Annotated in this window: 19 protein-coding genes; 2 read left to right on the forward strand and 17 right to left on the reverse strand. The window is 41.9% G+C overall.

The window, feature by feature from the left end:
* Nucleotides 1-37 precede the first annotated feature (37 nt).
* From QZ576_RS11535 to QZ576_RS11615, 17 genes are all read right to left on the reverse strand, one after another.
* Entirely contained in the window at nucleotides 38-1,513 is a 1,476-nt protein-coding gene (locus tag QZ576_RS11535) for an NAD(P)/FAD-dependent oxidoreductase (RefSeq protein ID WP_297097269.1), read from the reverse strand.
* Nucleotides 1,510-2,253, reverse strand: a complete 744-nt coding sequence (locus QZ576_RS11540) for a hypothetical protein (protein ID WP_297097271.1) — start codon at nucleotides 2,251-2,253, stop codon at nucleotides 1,510-1,512. Before QZ576_RS11540 ends, QZ576_RS11535 begins: the two co-directional genes overlap by 4 nt.
* Complete coding sequence (locus QZ576_RS11545; RefSeq protein WP_297097273.1) at nucleotides 2,229-3,320, reverse strand: glycosyltransferase family 2 protein; 1,092 nt, start codon at nucleotides 3,318-3,320, stop codon at nucleotides 2,229-2,231. Before QZ576_RS11545 ends, QZ576_RS11540 begins: the two co-directional genes overlap by 25 nt.
* A 1-nt stretch (nucleotide 3,321) precedes the next feature.
* Entirely contained in the window at nucleotides 3,322-3,942 is a 621-nt protein-coding gene (locus QZ576_RS11550; RefSeq protein WP_297097275.1) for a 1-acyl-sn-glycerol-3-phosphate acyltransferase, read from the reverse strand.
* A gap of 4 nt (nucleotides 3,943-3,946) precedes the next feature.
* Nucleotides 3,947-4,609 carry a carotenoid biosynthesis protein gene (locus tag QZ576_RS11555; protein WP_297097277.1) on the reverse strand — a complete coding sequence of 221 codons (663 nt, stop codon included), beginning with the start codon at nucleotides 4,607-4,609 and terminating at the stop codon, nucleotides 3,947-3,949.
* The gene (locus tag QZ576_RS11560) at nucleotides 4,606-5,292 is read right to left on the reverse strand and encodes a lycopene cyclase domain-containing protein (protein WP_297097279.1); all 687 of its coding nucleotides are present in this window, start codon (nucleotides 5,290-5,292) and stop codon (nucleotides 4,606-4,608) included. Before QZ576_RS11560 ends, QZ576_RS11555 begins: the two co-directional genes overlap by 4 nt.
* Nucleotides 5,293-5,766, reverse strand: coding sequence for a sterol desaturase family protein (locus QZ576_RS11565; protein ID WP_297097281.1), 474 nt, complete (start codon nucleotides 5,764-5,766; stop codon nucleotides 5,293-5,295).
* The gene (gene idi, locus QZ576_RS11570; RefSeq protein WP_297097283.1) at nucleotides 5,763-6,299 is read right to left on the reverse strand and encodes an isopentenyl-diphosphate Delta-isomerase; all 537 of its coding nucleotides are present in this window, start codon (nucleotides 6,297-6,299) and stop codon (nucleotides 5,763-5,765) included. The genes QZ576_RS11565 and idi overlap by 4 nt, the downstream gene beginning before the upstream one ends.
* The gene (locus tag QZ576_RS11575) at nucleotides 6,296-7,132 is read right to left on the reverse strand and encodes a phytoene/squalene synthase family protein (protein WP_297097285.1); all 837 of its coding nucleotides are present in this window, start codon (nucleotides 7,130-7,132) and stop codon (nucleotides 6,296-6,298) included. Before QZ576_RS11575 ends, idi begins: the two co-directional genes overlap by 4 nt.
* A 202-nt stretch (nucleotides 7,133-7,334) precedes the next feature.
* Entirely contained in the window at nucleotides 7,335-8,090 is a 756-nt protein-coding gene (locus QZ576_RS11580; protein ID WP_297097287.1) for a tetratricopeptide repeat protein, read from the reverse strand.
* Nucleotides 8,091-8,094: 4 nt separating this feature from the next.
* Nucleotides 8,095-9,957 carry a BatD family protein gene (locus QZ576_RS11585; RefSeq protein WP_297097289.1) on the reverse strand — a complete coding sequence of 621 codons (1,863 nt, stop codon included), beginning with the start codon at nucleotides 9,955-9,957 and terminating at the stop codon, nucleotides 8,095-8,097.
* Nucleotides 9,958-10,032: 75 nt separating this feature from the next.
* Complete coding sequence (locus QZ576_RS11590; protein WP_297097291.1) at nucleotides 10,033-10,857, reverse strand: tetratricopeptide repeat protein; 825 nt, start codon at nucleotides 10,855-10,857, stop codon at nucleotides 10,033-10,035.
* Nucleotides 10,858-10,868: 11 nt separating this feature from the next.
* Entirely contained in the window at nucleotides 10,869-11,900 is a 1,032-nt protein-coding gene (locus tag QZ576_RS11595) for a VWA domain-containing protein (protein ID WP_297097294.1), read from the reverse strand.
* Between the two features lie 11 nt (nucleotides 11,901-11,911).
* Nucleotides 11,912-12,907, reverse strand: a complete 996-nt coding sequence (locus QZ576_RS11600; protein ID WP_297097296.1) for a VWA domain-containing protein — start codon at nucleotides 12,905-12,907, stop codon at nucleotides 11,912-11,914.
* A gap of 6 nt (nucleotides 12,908-12,913) precedes the next feature.
* Nucleotides 12,914-13,996, reverse strand: a complete 1,083-nt coding sequence (locus tag QZ576_RS11605) for a hypothetical protein (RefSeq protein WP_297097298.1) — start codon at nucleotides 13,994-13,996, stop codon at nucleotides 12,914-12,916.
* Nucleotides 13,997-14,002: 6 nt separating this feature from the next.
* A complete protein-coding gene (locus tag QZ576_RS11610; RefSeq protein ID WP_297097300.1) occupies nucleotides 14,003-14,881 on the reverse strand; it encodes a DUF58 domain-containing protein in 879 nt (292 codons plus the stop codon).
* Nucleotides 14,882-14,957: 76 nt separating this feature from the next.
* Nucleotides 14,958-15,887, reverse strand: coding sequence for an AAA family ATPase (locus QZ576_RS11615; RefSeq protein WP_367270488.1), 930 nt, complete (start codon nucleotides 15,885-15,887; stop codon nucleotides 14,958-14,960).
* A gap of 355 nt (nucleotides 15,888-16,242) precedes the next feature.
* Between QZ576_RS11615 and QZ576_RS11620 the strand changes: the two genes are divergently transcribed.
* Both QZ576_RS11620 and QZ576_RS11625 read left to right on the forward strand, forming a co-directional pair.
* Complete coding sequence (locus QZ576_RS11620; RefSeq protein WP_297097304.1) at nucleotides 16,243-17,223, forward strand: hypothetical protein; 981 nt, start codon at nucleotides 16,243-16,245, stop codon at nucleotides 17,221-17,223.
* Between the two features lie 172 nt (nucleotides 17,224-17,395).
* Nucleotides 17,396-17,773 carry a hypothetical protein gene (locus tag QZ576_RS11625; RefSeq protein WP_297097306.1) on the forward strand — a complete coding sequence of 126 codons (378 nt, stop codon included), beginning with the start codon at nucleotides 17,396-17,398 and terminating at the stop codon, nucleotides 17,771-17,773.
* Nucleotides 17,774-17,792: the final 19 nt, after the last annotated feature.

Raw genomic sequence — 17,792 nt, forward strand, 5'->3', positions numbered from 1 at the left:
TGATTTGTTTCATCCCCCAATTCCACGTATTGTTATGTTATGAAACATGTTGCTGAATACGCTTAAAGGCTAGCTTAGAGCTGATTATAGCCATCGGTATTCCGGCTCCGGGAACGGTTGATGCACCAACGTAGAAAACGTTCTTGTATTTCTCGTCGACATTACGTGGTCGCATGATGCCAATTTGGTTCATATTGTGCGAAAGACCGAGTCCGGCACCACGGTGTAGATTAAAGCGGTTTTGCCAAACCTGCGGCGTGTAAATAGTCCGCGAAACAATTTCGTCTTTAATATCGGTTCCGATCCTTTCCGAGAAATCTTCAATGATGCTGTCAACGACCTGGTCTTTATCCGACCAGTCTTGTTTGAAATAGAGGTTGGGTACCGGGCACACAAAAAACAGGCTTTCGCAACCTTCGGGAGCACAATTGTTATTATGCTTTGATAATACATTTACATAATAATAGGGCTTTTGCAAGGTTCCCGGATTCTTCATCACATTCTCGGCATAGTCTTTATAATTCGTTCCCAGGTAGTAGTTGTGATGATTTACCTGTGGCAGTTTGCATTTCAGCCCGATGTAAAAGGTTAGGTAGCCCATTGTCCAGCTCATTTTGTCGAGCTTTTTGGGAGCGTAAGCGGGGCGCTTAAAAATATTTCCACGGAACCACGCCGCATCAGAATTGATCAGGTAACTGTCGGCCGACCACGATTTGCCGTTTTGGTCTGTCAACGATTGAAGTTTGCCATTGTCTTCGGTGAATCCTTTTATCTCGGTGTTGTAATGGATTTTTACGTTTTCCTTTTTGAGTATATCCACAAAACCTTCAACGATTTTATACATCCCGCCTTTTACGTTGTAGTAGCCGTCGTGTTTGAATTCGGTGTAGGAAAGCAGGCTGTAAATTCCCATGGTGTCAAAAGGAGTGCGCCCCAGGAAAAAGGCCACCAGCGAAATAATCTGTTGAGCCTGCGATGAGGAAAAATATGTGGTAACATGGTTCCAGAAACTTTTGAACAATACCGGAATATGCACCGGATTTACACGCATTAATGCCCATACATAACCTGCCAACGAGTCGAAGTTTTGTTTGATCACAATGTCAACGGTGTCGTGGAAAAGAGCACCGGCTTTGTCCATGTAGCGTTCAAACTTTTCTTTAAAATCAGGTTCGATATCGGCAAACTGTTCGGCCAGTTTATCAATGTTTTTGTTAAGGAAATAGGTTTTGTCGTCGCCTCTGAAATTTACTGTGTACAGCGGATCCAGTTCCACATATTCAAATGGAAGCTGAATGCCACACTCTTTCGCAAACTCCTCAAATTCGTACGACATGCTGAAAAAACTGGGACCGGTATCGAAAGTAAAACCATCCTTTTTAATCTGGTTTAGCCTTCCGCCGGCCTGTTCGTTCTTCTCCAGAATCTCAACTTCGTAACCGTTTTTTACCAGGCGGATTGCTGTGGCTAATCCACCGATGCCGGCACCTACTATCAAAACCTTTTTCTTCATTCTTCTGTCAGTTTTGTTTTTAAGTCAGGATAAAGTTCGTCTTTAATCCATTTAAAATCGGGTTCAAATTCTAACGCTTTTTCGTATATAAACTGCGCTTTGCCATATTCGTTCAATTCTACGTACGACTGCCCGGTTAAACTCAGTAAACTCAGGTAATTCCAGTCGTTTTTTATTTTTTCGGGCGAGGCCTCCATTTGTTCAATGGCAATCAAAAAATGTTCGATGGCCACTTCTTTCGATCCGCCAAAAACTGCCGGCATATAAAAATAGGCGTTGCCATATTGCACGTGGGCAAAGGGCAGTTTGTTGTTTTGTTCCAGCGACAGGTCGGCGTGTTTTATGCTGCGCCGTCCGTAAATTGGCGCTTTTATGGGCGACAGGCCAATTTTAAATCCCCAGAAAGCCGCTTTGTAAGCATTTATAAGGGCAGGGTTAAAATTGTTTTCCACCAGTGTCTCCAGGTTTTGTTCGGCCAGGTCAAGATAGTTTTTGGCTTCTTTTTCCTTGTCGGCTCCCAAACAATAACCAATGTAACCGTACTGGTAGTTGACCAGTTCGCTTATGAAGTCGGTACTTTCTGTTTTGTTTTGCTCCAGGCTGTCGATAATGGTTTTCCAATCATCCATGTGGTTGCCAATGTAGGCCTGATATATTTTTTCCTTGGTGGAAGCAAAAGCACCTGCCGAAAGGAAAAGGACCAAAAACAGTGTGATTATGATATTGTTCTTCCTTTCCATTGGTAGGCTTTTTTTGATTTGTTGAGAAATGCTTTTATAATGAAAATACCCAGCACCACTTGTTGAGGAATGGCCAGTAGCAAGGTTTTTAACGGATTTTGATAACTGACAATACTAATTAAAACGCGAATGGTTAACAGCATTAAAAAATAGGCTAGCACAACTGCTTTTGGTAAAGCGATAAGCACCGGAATAAATCCCAGCGTGGTGATCAGCCAAAAGAGTACAGCCAATATTCCTGAGTTTCCAAAAAACATAATTACGTTTTTGGAGAAACCATTAACGGCGTCGCTGAATGAACTGTACATTCGGCAGGAAATTGAAGGATTGCCCGCTAAACATGCAATTCGGATTTTATCCTTTTTAAAGGATTGCGCAATTGAAATGTCTTCCACTTTATTATCCCGAAAAGTTTGGTGCGGTTGTCTTTCTCGGTATGTTTTTGCATCGAAGAGCATAAATTGCCCGTTTGCAGCTGCCATCGATGAAAAGGGCAGGAGCCTGACAAAAACCAAAGGCAGCAAGCTTAGCAGAATGAAATTCATATTCGGAACCGTCAAATATTCGCCCCAGCTGCGCATCATTTGTTTGGGGAAAATGGAGAGCAAACCAAGTTGGTGTTGTTGCACTTTGGCAATTGTTCCGGCAATGATAGTTCCCGAAATTCGTACATCGGCATCCAGAAACAAAAAGTAAGTTCCTTTTGCTTTTTGGGCCAGTTGGTAACAACCATAGTTTTTTCCCAGCCAACCGTCAGGAAGTCCGTCGGAATTTAAAAGCTGAAAACGTTGATCGGTTTTTGAGAACAATTCCACAATCTCTGCGGTTTTATCGGTCGATTGATCGTTAAAAACCAAGACCTCAAAATTTTGCCACTCCTGTTGTTGGATATCCGTGAGTAAACGGCCAATGTTTTGTTCTTCGTTGCGCGCCGGAATAAGAATGGAGACCAGCGGGTTAAAATCGTTTGGGCATGGGGGAAGTGGTTGCCTGAAAATTGCATTCAGCAAAACAACTCCAAATTGTATTGCCGTAAAAATGAATATGATCCATGCCGCAATTATCATGTTAAATTTCTTTTTTGGCTTGTGCTTCCAGGCACTGTTTGTAAAAGGTGTTGTATGCGTTTTCTATTTCAGTACTATTCCATGCACCGCTGTAGTTATGCAGGTTGAAAAAAGCATTGGGTTTCGCATCGGCAAAATAATCGATGAGGTTGGCTTGAAAAATGATCTGGATATCATTTTTTGTGCGCTGCAATATCTTTTCAATTCCCTTCTCAAATACAAATTTGTTTTGGTAGATGCTTTTTATGTTACCCTGTGGAAACAGCAAAACCATGTTTCGTTCATCCGATAATAATTCCGCTGTGTAATTAAAGGTTTCAAAAACTGATTTCGATTGTTTTTTAATGGAAAAGCCGCCGGTATATTGGAAAAACCAGTTTTTTCGGAGCTCTTCTTCCAGCATCATAAAGTGGTATTTGCGTTTAAAAAGTTGCTGATTTACATATAACGTCCAAATGCCATCCCACCAACTTACGTGGTTGCAAATCAAAAGAATTGGCAAGCTTTTGTCCTGTACCACGCCATTAATGGTAAACGACTGAAAATGTCGTTTCATTTTCCACAGTACGTAGTACCTGAAAAACGGGTCGAGGACAAAATTATGTTTTGCTTTTATGATCAAAGTTCTAGTTTAAAGTTAAAAGTAAGGCAGCAAAAAATAAAGCCTGAATTCCAAAAACAACAGGCGCTATCCTGTTTTTTGTATTTATTTTCAGCAGCTTGATGACCACTGAAAAAAGCAAGGCTAAAAGAAACCAGGCCACGTAGTTTTGCACCGGAACTGCTGATTCGTTAAACTTCCACATGGAAAGGTTCGGCGCCACTTGTTCCAAAAGCACATCGTAAGCCAGTAATAAAAACGAAGCACCCAAAACTTTAAATATCGGGTTCCAGTTGGTTCTTTCCATTACCGAGTTAGACACATAAACGAGCAGCAGCCAGTTCAACCCGATAATAAGTGGCGTATTAAAAAGTTTTATGCCCAAACCGTGACCGTAATTGTAGCTGCCAAAAATAGCTCCGGTGTTTACTCCAATTAGTTCAACAATAAAGCTGGCAGCATAAATAAAAACGAAAACCAGTATTGTCTTAGCCGAAAATTTGCTGTGAAACAAGGCCACAATAAAAGAGCTTAGTAATAATGCAAAAGGTGTTAAATGCACAAAAAACGAGTGGGTAGCAGGAATAGAAAGACCGGCAAATCCTACTGCATAGAAAATGATTAGAAACAGAACAAAGTACCGGTAGTTTGCCTGGATTGAATTTGCTATGTTTTTTGTGCCAATCATTTTTTAGCGAATTTCTTTAACTGTTCAATTAGCAACATGTTGTATAAAATCATGCTGAACGCGTAAGCAAAATCTTCAACGGGAATAGTAAAAATCCGTAATCCCAGATTTTCGTCGTTGTTGTACCACACCACTTCTCCGTCGATATACGATCCGGTTAAAATTCCGTTTACGATAAGAAACGGAACAAGAATGACCAGGAAAGTGATAAAGAACGAACGTGGAATTCGGCTTCCTAAAAGCAAGGCCAGCAACAAAGCAACCGCCAGTTTTAGTGAAATGTAAAATGTGTAGCTTTTATCGGTATTAAAAACAGCGATCAGCACACTCAAAGCGATAAGAGCTGTTAGCAATCCTTTATTTAACGACTTTGGTAATTCTAACTTTGGAAAATATTCCCGGATGGATTCGTGCAGGAAAATGCTGGCGTAAGGGATAACCACGAAAAACAGGATTTCCTCCAACGGAAGAGAGAATAAATAAATGCCGGAGAGATATTCCGGGTTGAAGCCCCAAATTCCCCGGTTCGTAAAATTCACATCGAAAATGATATACACCAAAGCCACCAGTAGAATGGAAGGAAAAATAGTTTTCCACTGTTTGTAAAACTGCAGTCGTTTATCGAAACTGAGCAGCAAAGGCACTGCGCCGGAAGCCGTAAGTAGTATAAGGTACAATGACATTTATTTCTTTAAAAAACGAAATTGAAAGATTAGTAATCCATAGTTGTCAAAATCGCGAACGTTTTTTCCGCGATGGTGTGCCAGGTGTGCCTCGCGCACTGCCCTGAGGTATTTATTTTTTGTGTGGGTTAAAAATGGAATGTTCAGTCGCTGGTGTATCATTACATCGTGAATGGCAAAATAGGTGAGGCCGTATAAACTGATTCCAATGCCCAATGCAATTAGGGCTGAAATATGAAAGAATAAACCAACGAGGAGGACAGCGATTGCGGGAATGGCATAAACGAGAAAAAAATAGTCGTTTTTTTCAAAACCGGGTTTGTACAACTCGGTTTGCGATGCATTTTTTTTATGGTCGTTTACATGATGATCGCGGTGCCATTTCCATAAAAAGCCATGCATAACAAATTTGTGGTTCGACCAGGCTACGAACTCCATAAAACAAAAGGCTGCTATGGCAATTAGTATATTCACGTTTTTACTTTTAAATGTTCTTCAACGCGTTCGTAAATCTTTTTAAACCAAACGGTGTAGTTCTCCGGATTGTTCTTTACATCCTTTTTCAATTCACCGAAATCGATGTATTTCCAACTGGAAACTTCATTGGCATTTGGCTCCGGTTTGTCATCGCTAAAACCAATAAAAACACGGTCGAGTTCGTGTTCCGTCAATTGGTTATCCAACGCTTCTTTGTAGGTGAAAGCAAATATTTCCTGCAACGGCGCTTTCATGCCCATCTCTTCCATTAATCTGCGGTTTGCCGCATCAAAACTGGTTTCTTCAGGATAAGGGTGACTGCAACAGGTGTTGGTCCAAAGTCCGTTGGAATGGTATTTATTAAAAGCCCGCTGATGAATCAGCCATTCGCCTTTCGAATTGACGATAAAAACGGAAATGGCCCGGTGGAGCAATCCTTTAACATGCGCCTCCATTTTTTCCATTTCGCCTAAAACCCTGTCATTTTCGTCAACCAGAATTACTTTATCTATTTTATTGTTGTTCGTCATACCAATCTGAGATTATAAAGTGTTTTTGCTTTTACCATGATCAGCATTTTTTTGTAGTTCGGAATTCGCACCCTGTTTTGCATAATTACCGAAGCCGGTGTTTCCTTTAACTTATTTAGCAATAAACGGTAATAATAATACGCCAGCAGAACGGCCAGTTTCGATTTTCCGGGCAGCTTTCTAATACCTTCGTAAGCAGTTTCAAAATCGGCTTCAATATCTTTTATGATGCGCTTCTTTTCTTCGTCGCAAAATTCTTTGCTGCTTAATTCCGAGAAGTAATTTCGGCCCAGAGTTTCGGTGTCTTCACGCAGGTCGCGCAAAAAGTTTACTTTCTGAAAAGCAGAGCCCAGTTTCATGGCTGGTGTTACGAGCTCGTCGAACTTTTCCTGATCGCCATCACAAAATACTTTCAAACACATCAATCCAACCACATCGGCCGAACCGTAAATGTACTGGTTGGCCTCCAACTTTGTTTTATATTCTTTTTTCTCCAGGTCGTATCGCATGCTGGTGAGAAAAGCATCAACATGATCCAGCGAGATATTGTATTTTTTTACGGTATACTGAAACGCCTGAAGAACCGGATTAAGACTGATTCCACGTTTCATGGCATCTTTAAAATCTTCTTCGAATTTATTGAGCAGATAAGCTTTGTCGTTTTGATGAAAGGTATCCACTATTTCATCGGCCAACCTGACAAAACCGTAAATGCTGTAAATAGCATCCCGATGTTCTTTACTCAACAAACTGGTTGCATATGAAAAGGAGGTGCTGTAACTGGCTGTTACAACCTTCGAAATCTTTATTGAACAGGCGTTGTACAATCTCATATACATTCTGGTTTCATGTTCATTACTAGTGTAACCTACTAACAAAATCGCAATGCACTAAAATCTCAACAGTCTGATAATTCAGGTACTTCTAAAAATAAAGTATATGCGTATTATTCGTAACTTAACAACGCAGAATAATACTGTTTTGTTTACTTACAGATGAGTTAAAGTAATGGGGGATAGTAATAAAGGATAAATGCTAAATTCTCACAATGCAAGAATCGGGGAGCCATCCCTGGTTGCCGTCGGCCAGTTTAATTTCAGTCCAGCTGTCCAGCTGATCGGTAATTTCCAGTTTTAATCCTTCGTAGATCAGGAACAGGTCGGTGCCGGTTTCGCTGGGCGAACTTTTTACTGTTACACGCGGACAAAAAACGATTGCGGTGTTCCGGTTGTTGATCCTGGCTTTTTGTTGAGCTGCATGCGAAACTGCAAATACCGACAAGAGAACGGCGACAATACCAATCCAAAATGAGGCACGTTTTATGGCTACTGTTTTGCTGAAGAAAAATGCACCGAGTAGCAACAGAAACAATACAAACGACGCAATGCTGATGTATGCCCATGTATCGGCTGGGTATTTATTGATCACCGAATCTTTCCAGCGCAGGAAAAACGGTTTGGGTAATTCTTCAATTTGAGTTACCACATACTGGTTGGCCACTTGCAGGTTAAACGCGATGTCTTCGTCGTGCGGAGCCAGTACTTTGGCACGCTCGTAGTTTAAAATGGCGTTGTTAATGTCGCCGGTTTTAAAATAAGCGTTTCCCAGGTTGAAATATACTTTTGCGGACTCTTCTCCGGTGGATAAAATCTGCTCGTAAGCAGAAACGGCCTGCTGGTATTCTTCGGTGGTGTAATAAGCGTTTGCTTTCTCCCAAAGCTGCTCATTTGTTTCCTGTGCGAACACAAAAAACGGAGCTATAAGTAGTATGAATATTAGTATCTTCTTCATCGTTCTAGCGTTTAATTTGTTTTTCAAAACGGCTCATTGTGGTCTCAGCCTTCTTATACAAATCATGGCGTGCTTCCGATCCTCCCGAAGGAGCATAGCGCGCAAATTCGCACTGGTCAACAACTTCTTCAAAGTCTTTAATCACTTCTTCTGCAACATTTCTATCCTGCAGTTTTGCCACTGCGTTTTCGCGGTTCAGGTCGGCAACCGGAATTCCCAGTTTATCGCTCAAGTAGCCCCAGAAAGCTTTTAGAATCGCTTCGTGGAACGCTTCGTTGTTGTTCTGTTTCATATAACCGGCAGCCGCTTTTAAACGTTTTACGGCAACGCGGTTGGCCTTTTTATTACGTACCAGTGCAATGTTGGCGTTTTCGCGGGCCTTTTTACGGTACACAAAATACAACACTACAAACAGTACTGCGGTAATCAGGTAGATCAAATAAAAGATGGTACTTCCGTAGAACGTGTGCCCTTTAACCTGCAACATCGGTTTTCCTGATTTGATAAAGCGAATATCCTGTCCGATCAGCTGCAGATCTTCTTTGCGTCGAGAACTGATAACCGTGGTCGATTGCTCTTCCGTTCCTTTTTCAACATGCAACGTGTAAGCATCGGTTGATTTGGTTACATACTTTCCTGTTGAAGGATTAAAGTAGGCAAACCTGATCGGTGGAATTTCATAATCGCCCTCAAAACGTGGCTGGAACAGGTATTCAATGGTTTTATTTCCCGAAACGCCATTGTCGTTGGCTTGTACATTGTCGGTTGCACGCGGGTCGTAAACTTCAAAATCGCTTGGCAGGTCCAACTCAGGAGAACGTACCAAACGGATGTTTCCGTTACCCGATATTTTCATGGTAAGCGTAACCGCATCGTTAGTCGTAACATTGGTGCTGCTAATTTCCGACGAAACATTAAAGTTACCCACACCGCCCATAAAGTTGGCCGGCTCGGTTGGCAGGTCTTTAACATTCACTGAAACGGCATCGCTGGTAACACGTGCCCTTACTGTCCGGTAATTATCAAAGAAATCATCGAAGAAACTTCGTGCTTTTATCCGCTCACGAATTAACAGTGCCATGCTAAATGGCTCAATTGTCAATCGCCCGTTTTGCTGCGGGAAAAGGATGGTTTTTTTCAATGTTCCTACCTGGTAAATTTTATCGTTGTACACCTCGCGGGTGAAATTTATCTGCTGCGGAATATCAATGTCCTGGGTGTAAAAACCTTCGTAAGTAGGCAGGTTTACTTCATCAAAACCATGGATTGGTACATTCGGGTTGACATACAATTTTACGGTGGCAATAATCTGCTCTCCGCGGTAAACATTTCGTTTGCTTAAATCAACGCGCACAAAAAGGTTGTCTTTATCGAGCTCTACATTTTGCGATGTGCCTTGCTGTGGCTGCGTAGCACCTCCCTGCGACTGGTTGGGTTGCGCCTGTGCTTTCACCACCTGAATTGATAGCTTGTTAGATTCAAAAACTTTTCCATTCACCTCGATTGATCCCGGGCGGATTTCGAAAGTTCCTTCAGCTTTAGCCCGCAAAATATAGGTGTACGAAAACGTTACCTCCGAAGTCGTTTTTCCGTTAATGGTTTGGATGCTTGTTGATTGCCCGGTGCTTGGTCCCATCAAAATCTGGAAATTGTCGCTCAACCCCGGAGGAAGCTGCAAGTTTGTTCCCCTGTCGTTAAGTTGGAAGCTCAGCCTGAATTGTTGGCCCATTTCCACGGCGCTTGGTGCCGACATGGTAAAACGGGTTTGTTCGGCCCGGGCTGCAATTGCCGCGCAAAAAAGAAAAATATATATTACCAGTTTCTTCATCATTGTATCAAAGCCTACAAAATTATTGTTTTTGTTCAATTGCTTCTTTTTGTAACCGATTAATCCCAAATAATTAATCTTTCATCCCTAATCCTTAATCGTTAATCGTTCCAACTACCATTCTTTCTCCGATCGCGTACGTTTGGCTTTGGCAGCTTTCGCTTTTTTCACCTTATCCTGAATGTCGCGTTCGTCGTTCTGTAAGGCCTGCAACAGTTGCTCAGCATCTTGTTTCGAGATTTTATTTTGCTGAGGTTGTTGCTGTTGCTGCTGGTCTTTATTTTGGTCTTTGTTCTGATCCTGATTTTGCTGATTCTGATCTTTATTCTGGTCTTGCTGATCCTTATTCTGATCTTTGTTTTGATCCTGCTTATCCTTATTCTGATCGTTTTTATCCTGGTTTTGATCTTTGTTCTGGTCCTTATTTTGGTCTTTATTCTGATCCTTGTTCTGATCTTTATTTTGCTGCTGTTGCTGTTCTTTTTTCTTTTTCAGCATTTGCGCATAGGCCAGGTTGTATTTTGTTTCCAGATCATCCGGATTTTCACGAAGCGCTTTTTTGTACGACTCGATACTTTCATCCAGCTTTTCCTGCATCAGTTGCGTATTTCCCAGGTTGTGATTTACACGTGCACGCTCCACCGGTTCTTCCATTTTTTCTGCTAGCTCGCTGAATTTACCTTCAGCATCTTCGAATTTTTGCTGTTTGTACAAGGCATCTGCCAGGTTGTAATTCCACTTCAAATCATCAGGGCGTTTTTCCAACGCCTTACGGTATTCGGTTTCTGCGTTAATGTATTTTACGGTGTCAACTTTCATGGTGTCGCGCACGGCTTCCATAAACAGTTTGTTTCCGTTACGTACAAATTTTCGTTCGTTTTGCCCGAAAACAGTTACCGAAAAAACGATTAAGATTGATAATATGATTGTCTTCTTCATGTCTCCTCCTTCTATCCAAACAATTTTATCCGCTTCAAATACTTGTTTTTGCGTTCAAGAATTACAAATTCCAACAACAGCAAAAACAATCCCACTGCAAAGAAATACTGGAACTGGTCGTCGTACTCCGAATAAGTGCGCGTTTCCATTTCCTGTTTTTCCATTTTATTTATTTCGTCGAACAAAGCATTTAAACCCACTTGCGCATTATTTGCACGTACATAAATGCCTCCACCGGTAGCAGCAATTTGCTCCAGCATTTGTTCATTCAACTTTGTTACCACCACATTTCCGTCGCGGTCTTTCAGGTAATCCGTTTGTCCATTGCGAAACACCGGAATTGGCGATCCTGATGGTAATCCCATTCCAATGGTGTGCACAATTGCACCTTCATCCAACGCTGCTTTAGCTGATGCCAGTGCGTCGTCTTCATGGTTTTCACCATCGGTGATGATTACAATCGCTTTGTTTGCCTCGCCGTTTGGTGTAAACGATTTTCGTGCCAGATCGATGGCCGCTCCAATGGCGGTTCCCTGTTTCGGTACTATTTGCGTATTCACCGAATTCAAAAACAGTTTTGCTGAATTGTAATCGGTGGTAATCGGCAGCTGTGTGTAGGCATCGCCGGCAAAAACGATCAAACCGATCTTGTCGTCTTTTAAACGGTCTACCAGTCTTGAAATTGCTCTTTTTGCCCGTTCCAAACGGTTCGGCTGAATATCTTCGGCCATCATACTGTTCGACACGTCTAATGCGATCATCAACTCAACACCTTCGCGTTTTTCGGTTTTTAATTTCGATCCAAACTGCGGGCGGGCAATTCCAACAATAAAAAAGGCCAGCGCCAGCATCAGTATGATAAACTTAACAACAGGGCGGTTGCCTGAGCTGTAGGGCATCAGTTGGCCCAGAATTTCCTGCTGACCAAACTTTTTTAATGCCCGGCGACGCGAAATACGTGACCACACAAAAAACACTGTCAACAGCGGAATTATTAGCAATCCCCATAAATATTCGATATTTCCAAACCTAAACATTTCCATCCTTCTATCTTTTATGGGATACTTCTAAATATGGTTAAACGCAGGAATAAACTCAGAACCAAGAACAGTGCCCCAAGTAGGGCAAAAGGCATAAATTCTTCCGATTTACGGCTGAATTCGCGTACTTCGATTTTCGATTTTTCCAATGCGTCAATTTCTTTATAAATCTCTTCCAGCTTGGTATTACTGGTTGCTCTGAAATACTGTCCGTCGGTAAGCGACGATATTTCCTGCAACGTTTCTTCGTCAATTTTAACCGGCATGTCGCGCAACTGAACGCCAAACTGTGTTTGCACAGGGTAGGGCGCCGTTCCAATGCTTCCCACACCAACCGTGTAAACACGAATACCAAATGTTTTTGCAATTTCGGCTGCCGTTACCGGAGCAACTTCACCGCGGTTGTTTTCACCGTCGGTAAGTAGAATAACCACACGGCTGATGGCTTCACTGTCTTTCAGGCGGGCAACCGATGTTGCCAGTCCGTTTCCGATAGCAGTACCATCCTCGATCATGCCACTTTCAATATCTTTAAACAGGTTCAGCAACACGGCGCGGTCGGTGGTTAGCGGACACTGCGTAAAAGCTTCGCCGGCAAAAACCACGAGTCCCATGCGGTCGTACTCGCGCCCTGCAATAAATTCCATGGCCACATTTTTTGCAGCCTCCAATCGGTCGGGCGAGAAATCCTGCGCCAGCATCGAACTTGAAATATCAAGCGCAATAACAATGTCGATACCTTCAGTTTCGCTTTTCTCCCAGTTTCTCGATGATTGCGGGCGAGCCAAAACAACCACAAAAAAACTGATGGCGATTAGCAGGCAAACAAACACCAAATGGCGCAAATAATGCCTGATCGTTTTTGGGGCTTTTATTACCGAAGCGGTGGATGAAACCTGGATGCTTGCGGTATTTTTTTTCTGCCTGAACACATACCACACCACCATGGGAATGAGTACCCATAAAATGTGGAACAGCTCAGGGTTTTTAAATGTCAATCCTTCAAACATCTCTTTTTATTTTATCTCAACTTCTTCAACATTTTCATCATTATCGGCTTTCTCCTCAGCCTTTTTCTGCTCCTCTTTCTTCGTGTCGTTTACAAAGAAATAGGCATTTACCAGCGACAGGTTATCGTCGTCGGGCAGCGGCTGATACTTGGCAAATTTTACCAGGTCGGCCGTTTGCAGCAATTGGGTAAGATTGGCAAAGTTTTTATCGCTTACCAGTCCTTTTTGCCGGCGGAAACTTTCAACCGTTTCGTCGGTGGTTTGCTCCATTGCCCGAATGCCAAAACGATCTTCAATATATTCTCGTAGCGCGTCGGTAAGCTCGCTATAATATTGTTTGGTCTTTCCTTTCTGCCACACTTTTTCCGTTTTAATACGGTCCAGCTCGCGCAATGCAATAATGTGCGCCGGTTCTTTTGGCTTTTGCGGACGTGCAAAAATTGGCTTATTGTTTTTCTTCCGCTTAATGGAATATAAGAGGAAGAAAATAATCGCCCCAATAAGAATCACTCCCAGAATGTAAGGTGTAACTTCTTTTAGCGTTAGCGGAGCGCCGTATGGCATTTTAATATCTGTCGGGCCTTTTGTAGTGTCGATTTGCATGGTGTAAACATTCAGCGTAACACCGTTGCTGGGGATAGAATCAATTGTTCCGTCCACGTCGATTTTAAACCAGTAAGGCGGAATACGGTAACTTCCACTGTCGAAACTGGTAATGGTGTAGGCCTGAATTTGTTTCATCAACGTCTCGTCGTCCAGCTCAAAAGTATCTACACCCGAACGGCTGATCACTTCAATCAGGCTGTTGATGGTATCCGGAACCGCCGGAAACTGTACGTTTACATCTTTCGGATGATCGATTTCCAGGAAAAGTTTTACCTGGTCGCCAATCAGAATATTTGCAGAATCGAGGCTGGCAGTGGCTTTTATGCGCTGTGCTTTTGCCGAACCTGCAAGCAAAAACAGAGTAATAAATAACAGTAAAACTCCGGTGTTAATCACCCTTCGAATTCGCTCAGGATGACAGTCACAGTGAGCGGAGTCGAACTGTGCTTTCTTACTCGTTAAAATATCTTTTTTCAATTGCATGCTTCTCTATTTTAATGCCCGCTTTTTAAACAGAGTCATTAACGATTTTACATAGTCTTCGTTGGTGTTTATCGATACATAATCAACACCACTTTTTTTGAACATCACATCCAGCCTTCCCATGTGTTTAATCCACCAGTCGGCATAAAGTTTACGCGTTTTGCGCGAGCTGCTGTCAACCCAAACATAGTTGCCTTTCTCAGCGTCTTTCAGCTTTATCATTCCGATGGATGGCAGTTCCGTTTCGCGCTCGTCGTAAATATTCAGTGCCACCATGTCGTGCTTATTGTTGGCAATCGTTAAGGCCATATCCAACTCTTTGTTATCGTCCATAAAATCGGAAATAATAAAAGCCGTACAGCGCTTTTTAATGGCGTTGGTCATGTAACGAACAGCCTCGGTAATGTCGGTACCGTTGCTTTCCGGGTGAAAGTCGATCAGTTCCCGAATAATGCGTAAAATGTGGCTTTTCCCTTTTTTCGGCGGAATGAATTTCTCGATCTTATCCGAAAAGAAAATTACCCCGATTTTGTCGTTGTTTTGAATGGCCGAAAACGAAAGCACAGCAGACAGTTCTGTTATTACATTTTTCTTCAGCTTTTCAAACGAACCAAATTCGCGCGAGCCACTCACATCAATCAGCAGCATAACGGTAAGTTCGCGTTCCTCTTCAAAAATTTTCACGTAGGGATGACTGTAGCGGGCGGTAACGTTCCAGTCGATGTTACGAATGTCGTCGCCAAACTGGTACTCGCGCACCTCCGAGAAAGCCATACCGCGGCCTTTAAAAGCACTGTGGTATTCGCCGGCAAAAATATTCCGCGACAAACCACGTGTTTTAATTTCAATCTTCCGTACTTTCTTTAATAAATCAGTTGTCTCCATGAAATTTGTTTCATGTTCCACGTTTCAGGTTCAGCTATCTCGAACTTGAAACTTGCAACCTGTAACTTGTAACCGTTTAAGGTACTTCTACCTGGTTCAAAATGTCGGTAATAATTTCTTCCTGTGTAATGTTGTTGGCCTCGGCTTCGTAGCTCAATCCAATACGGTGACGCAACACATCAGGACAAACGGCGCGCACATCTTCAGGAATTACATAACCGCGGCGCTTGATAAATGCAAAAGCTTTTGCTGCCTGCGCCAAACTGATTCCTGCCCTTGGCGATGCTCCGTAAGCGATCATATCGGCATATTTTTCCAGTTTATATTCGTTGGGCTCGCGTGTTGCAAAAACAATGTCAACAATGTATTTCTGAATTTTTTCGTCCATGTAAACATCTTTCACCACGTTGCGTGCTTTAATTATGTCTTCGGGTTTCAGAATTGTTGATGTTTCAGGAAACTGTGCCAGCAGGTTTTGATTGATGATCTGGCGCTCTTCTTCTTTTTTCGGATAGTTGATCACCACTTTCAGCATAAAACGGTCGACCTGCGCTTCAGGCAGCGTGTAAGTACCTTCCTGCTCAATCGGGTTTTGTGTGGCCATTACCAGGAACGGTTCCTCCAGTTTGAACGTTTCGTCGCCAATAGTGATCTGGCGTTCCTGCATGGCTTCGAGCAAGGCCGATTGCACTTTTGCCGGAGCACGGTTAATCTCATCTGCCAATACGAAGTTGGCAAAGATTGGTCCTTTTTTAATGCTGAACTCTTCTCTCTTCTGGCTGTAGATCATTGTTCCCAAAACGTCAGCAGGCAGCAGGTCGGGCGTAAACTGAATACGCGAAAATTTAGCACTGATTGTTTGCGACAAGGATTTAATGGCAAGCGTTTTTGCCAATCCCGGAACACCTTCCAGTAAAATGTGCCCGTTAGAAAGTAAGCCGATAAGCAAACTTTCAACCAGGTGTTTTTGTCCAACAATCACCTTGTTCATTTCCATGGAAATCATATCCACAAACGAACTCTCTCTCTGAATTCTCTCGTTCAATTCTTTGATATCAACTGCTTGATCCATATCTCTTATAAATTTATTTGCTAATTTTTTTCGAAGGCACGAATTTAAGGCATTATGACATTTATTCGCCTATTCTTTTGTTAAAAAAATTTAAGTAAAAGCGAAACAAATTATGATGTTAACAAAGAATAACAGCTTATTAGGAATTCATTAAGAAATTATGCCCCGTTTCGGGAATTTATGTAAACAAGTTAAAGGGTAATCTGTTGTGGTCTACGAATTCGAATATGGACTGCTCCGTTTTGTTAGCGGGAATTTATAAGCTTTTAACCCAAGAATTAAAAAAGTTGTGCTGAGATCAATCGTTTTTACAACCGTTATTCTTCTTTTTGTCAATACCTGTTTTTCGCAAAGCAGTTTAAATGGCAATGAGTCGTATTTTGAAAAGGATCATATTCTGATCCAACATATAAACGACATTAATTTGCTTTTTTCAGGCAACTCAAACGATGTGGCATTTACTTCATCGTTTTTGGTAAAAGCTTTTATTAATCAGAAAGCAGAGAAAGAGCGTTTACTGTCTTTTGGAATTCGAACAGATCTTTATACAAAACGACAATATAGTCAGCGTTTCGATGAGAACGGCCGTTATTACAGAGGTGAATCGTTTACAGAAATTAGTAGTGCTGAATTTTCGTGGGTAAAGTTTCTGAAAAAAAATCTGGCAATTCAATTGTCGGGAGGGCCGGGTATTCTGAACAAGAAAAAACCGATTCCCGGATTGGCTTTATGGATTCAGGGAGGAAGTGATGGATCAGGCGGAATTCACAAAATCATTGACAGTTTCGGTAAACAACATGGGCAAATTATTGAGGGTAGAGACACCCTGTCTGCTTTTTTGAGTTTTAATCCTGCAATAAGCACTTATCTGAATATTTTTCCAAAATCGGGTTATACGCCGCATACTTTAGTTAGCGAATTAGGCGTAAATCTGAATACCGAACGTGCCGGTAACTGGATATTCTTGGAAAATGATCTGACTGTTCATCTTTTTCGGTTTCCGCTTTCAAACCGATTGTTCTCGGTTGATTTAACTGGAGCCGGAGATTTTCGTTTGCACCGGGCGGGCCTAAAAACAGACGCCCGTGTGGGGACGGAGATTTCGTGGGGAAGAGTTACTTTTGGATACGAACTTACCAAACAGTTTGGTAAGGAAAATATTGATTGGGTTGATTATTACGACGATGATGATATTTACCGGATTTACTTCAAGATTCGGTTGGAAAAGCAAAAGGGAGATTATTTCGGATCAGGAATGAGTAAAGCATAAAAAAGAGGAGATGTTCTAAATCTACAACCTGACGTTAAATGATCGTTGGTGCATTCAATGTTGTAAATTATTGTTAACTAACTGTTGTGTGTTTATAAAAGTTAAGCGCAAACGCACTTTCATTGGTCTTCTTTTGTAGCTTTATACCGACGCAAACCAACTTTTAATTACTATGGATGTAGAGAAATTTAAATATGAATACAAAGATTGTATCGTATTTAAGTCCTATTTCGGTTTAATAACCGTTGATGATGTAAAAAACTCCTGGCTGGAAGCTATTTCAAATCACTTGTTTCCGGACGAAACCATCGGATTTATTCTTGATTACCGGGGAGCTCATTTCGATATTGAACCGGGCCGGCATATTGAAATTCCGGCATTTTACCGGCAACACCCCGATATTTTCGAAAACAAAAGAATTGCAATTGTTACGGAAAATCCTGACGATATCGTGTATCCGATGTTAATTCGTCTTCAGGACAGGGGTTATGAATCGGAGCCATTTAGTACAATGGATGCAGCAAAAAATTGGGTTTTAAAAAAGGAGTAGGATTTTTTCTCTTACCGAA

This window comes from uncultured Draconibacterium sp. (assembly GCF_913060805.1).
In the GTDB taxonomy this organism is placed as follows: domain Bacteria; phylum Bacteroidota; class Bacteroidia; order Bacteroidales; family Prolixibacteraceae; genus Draconibacterium.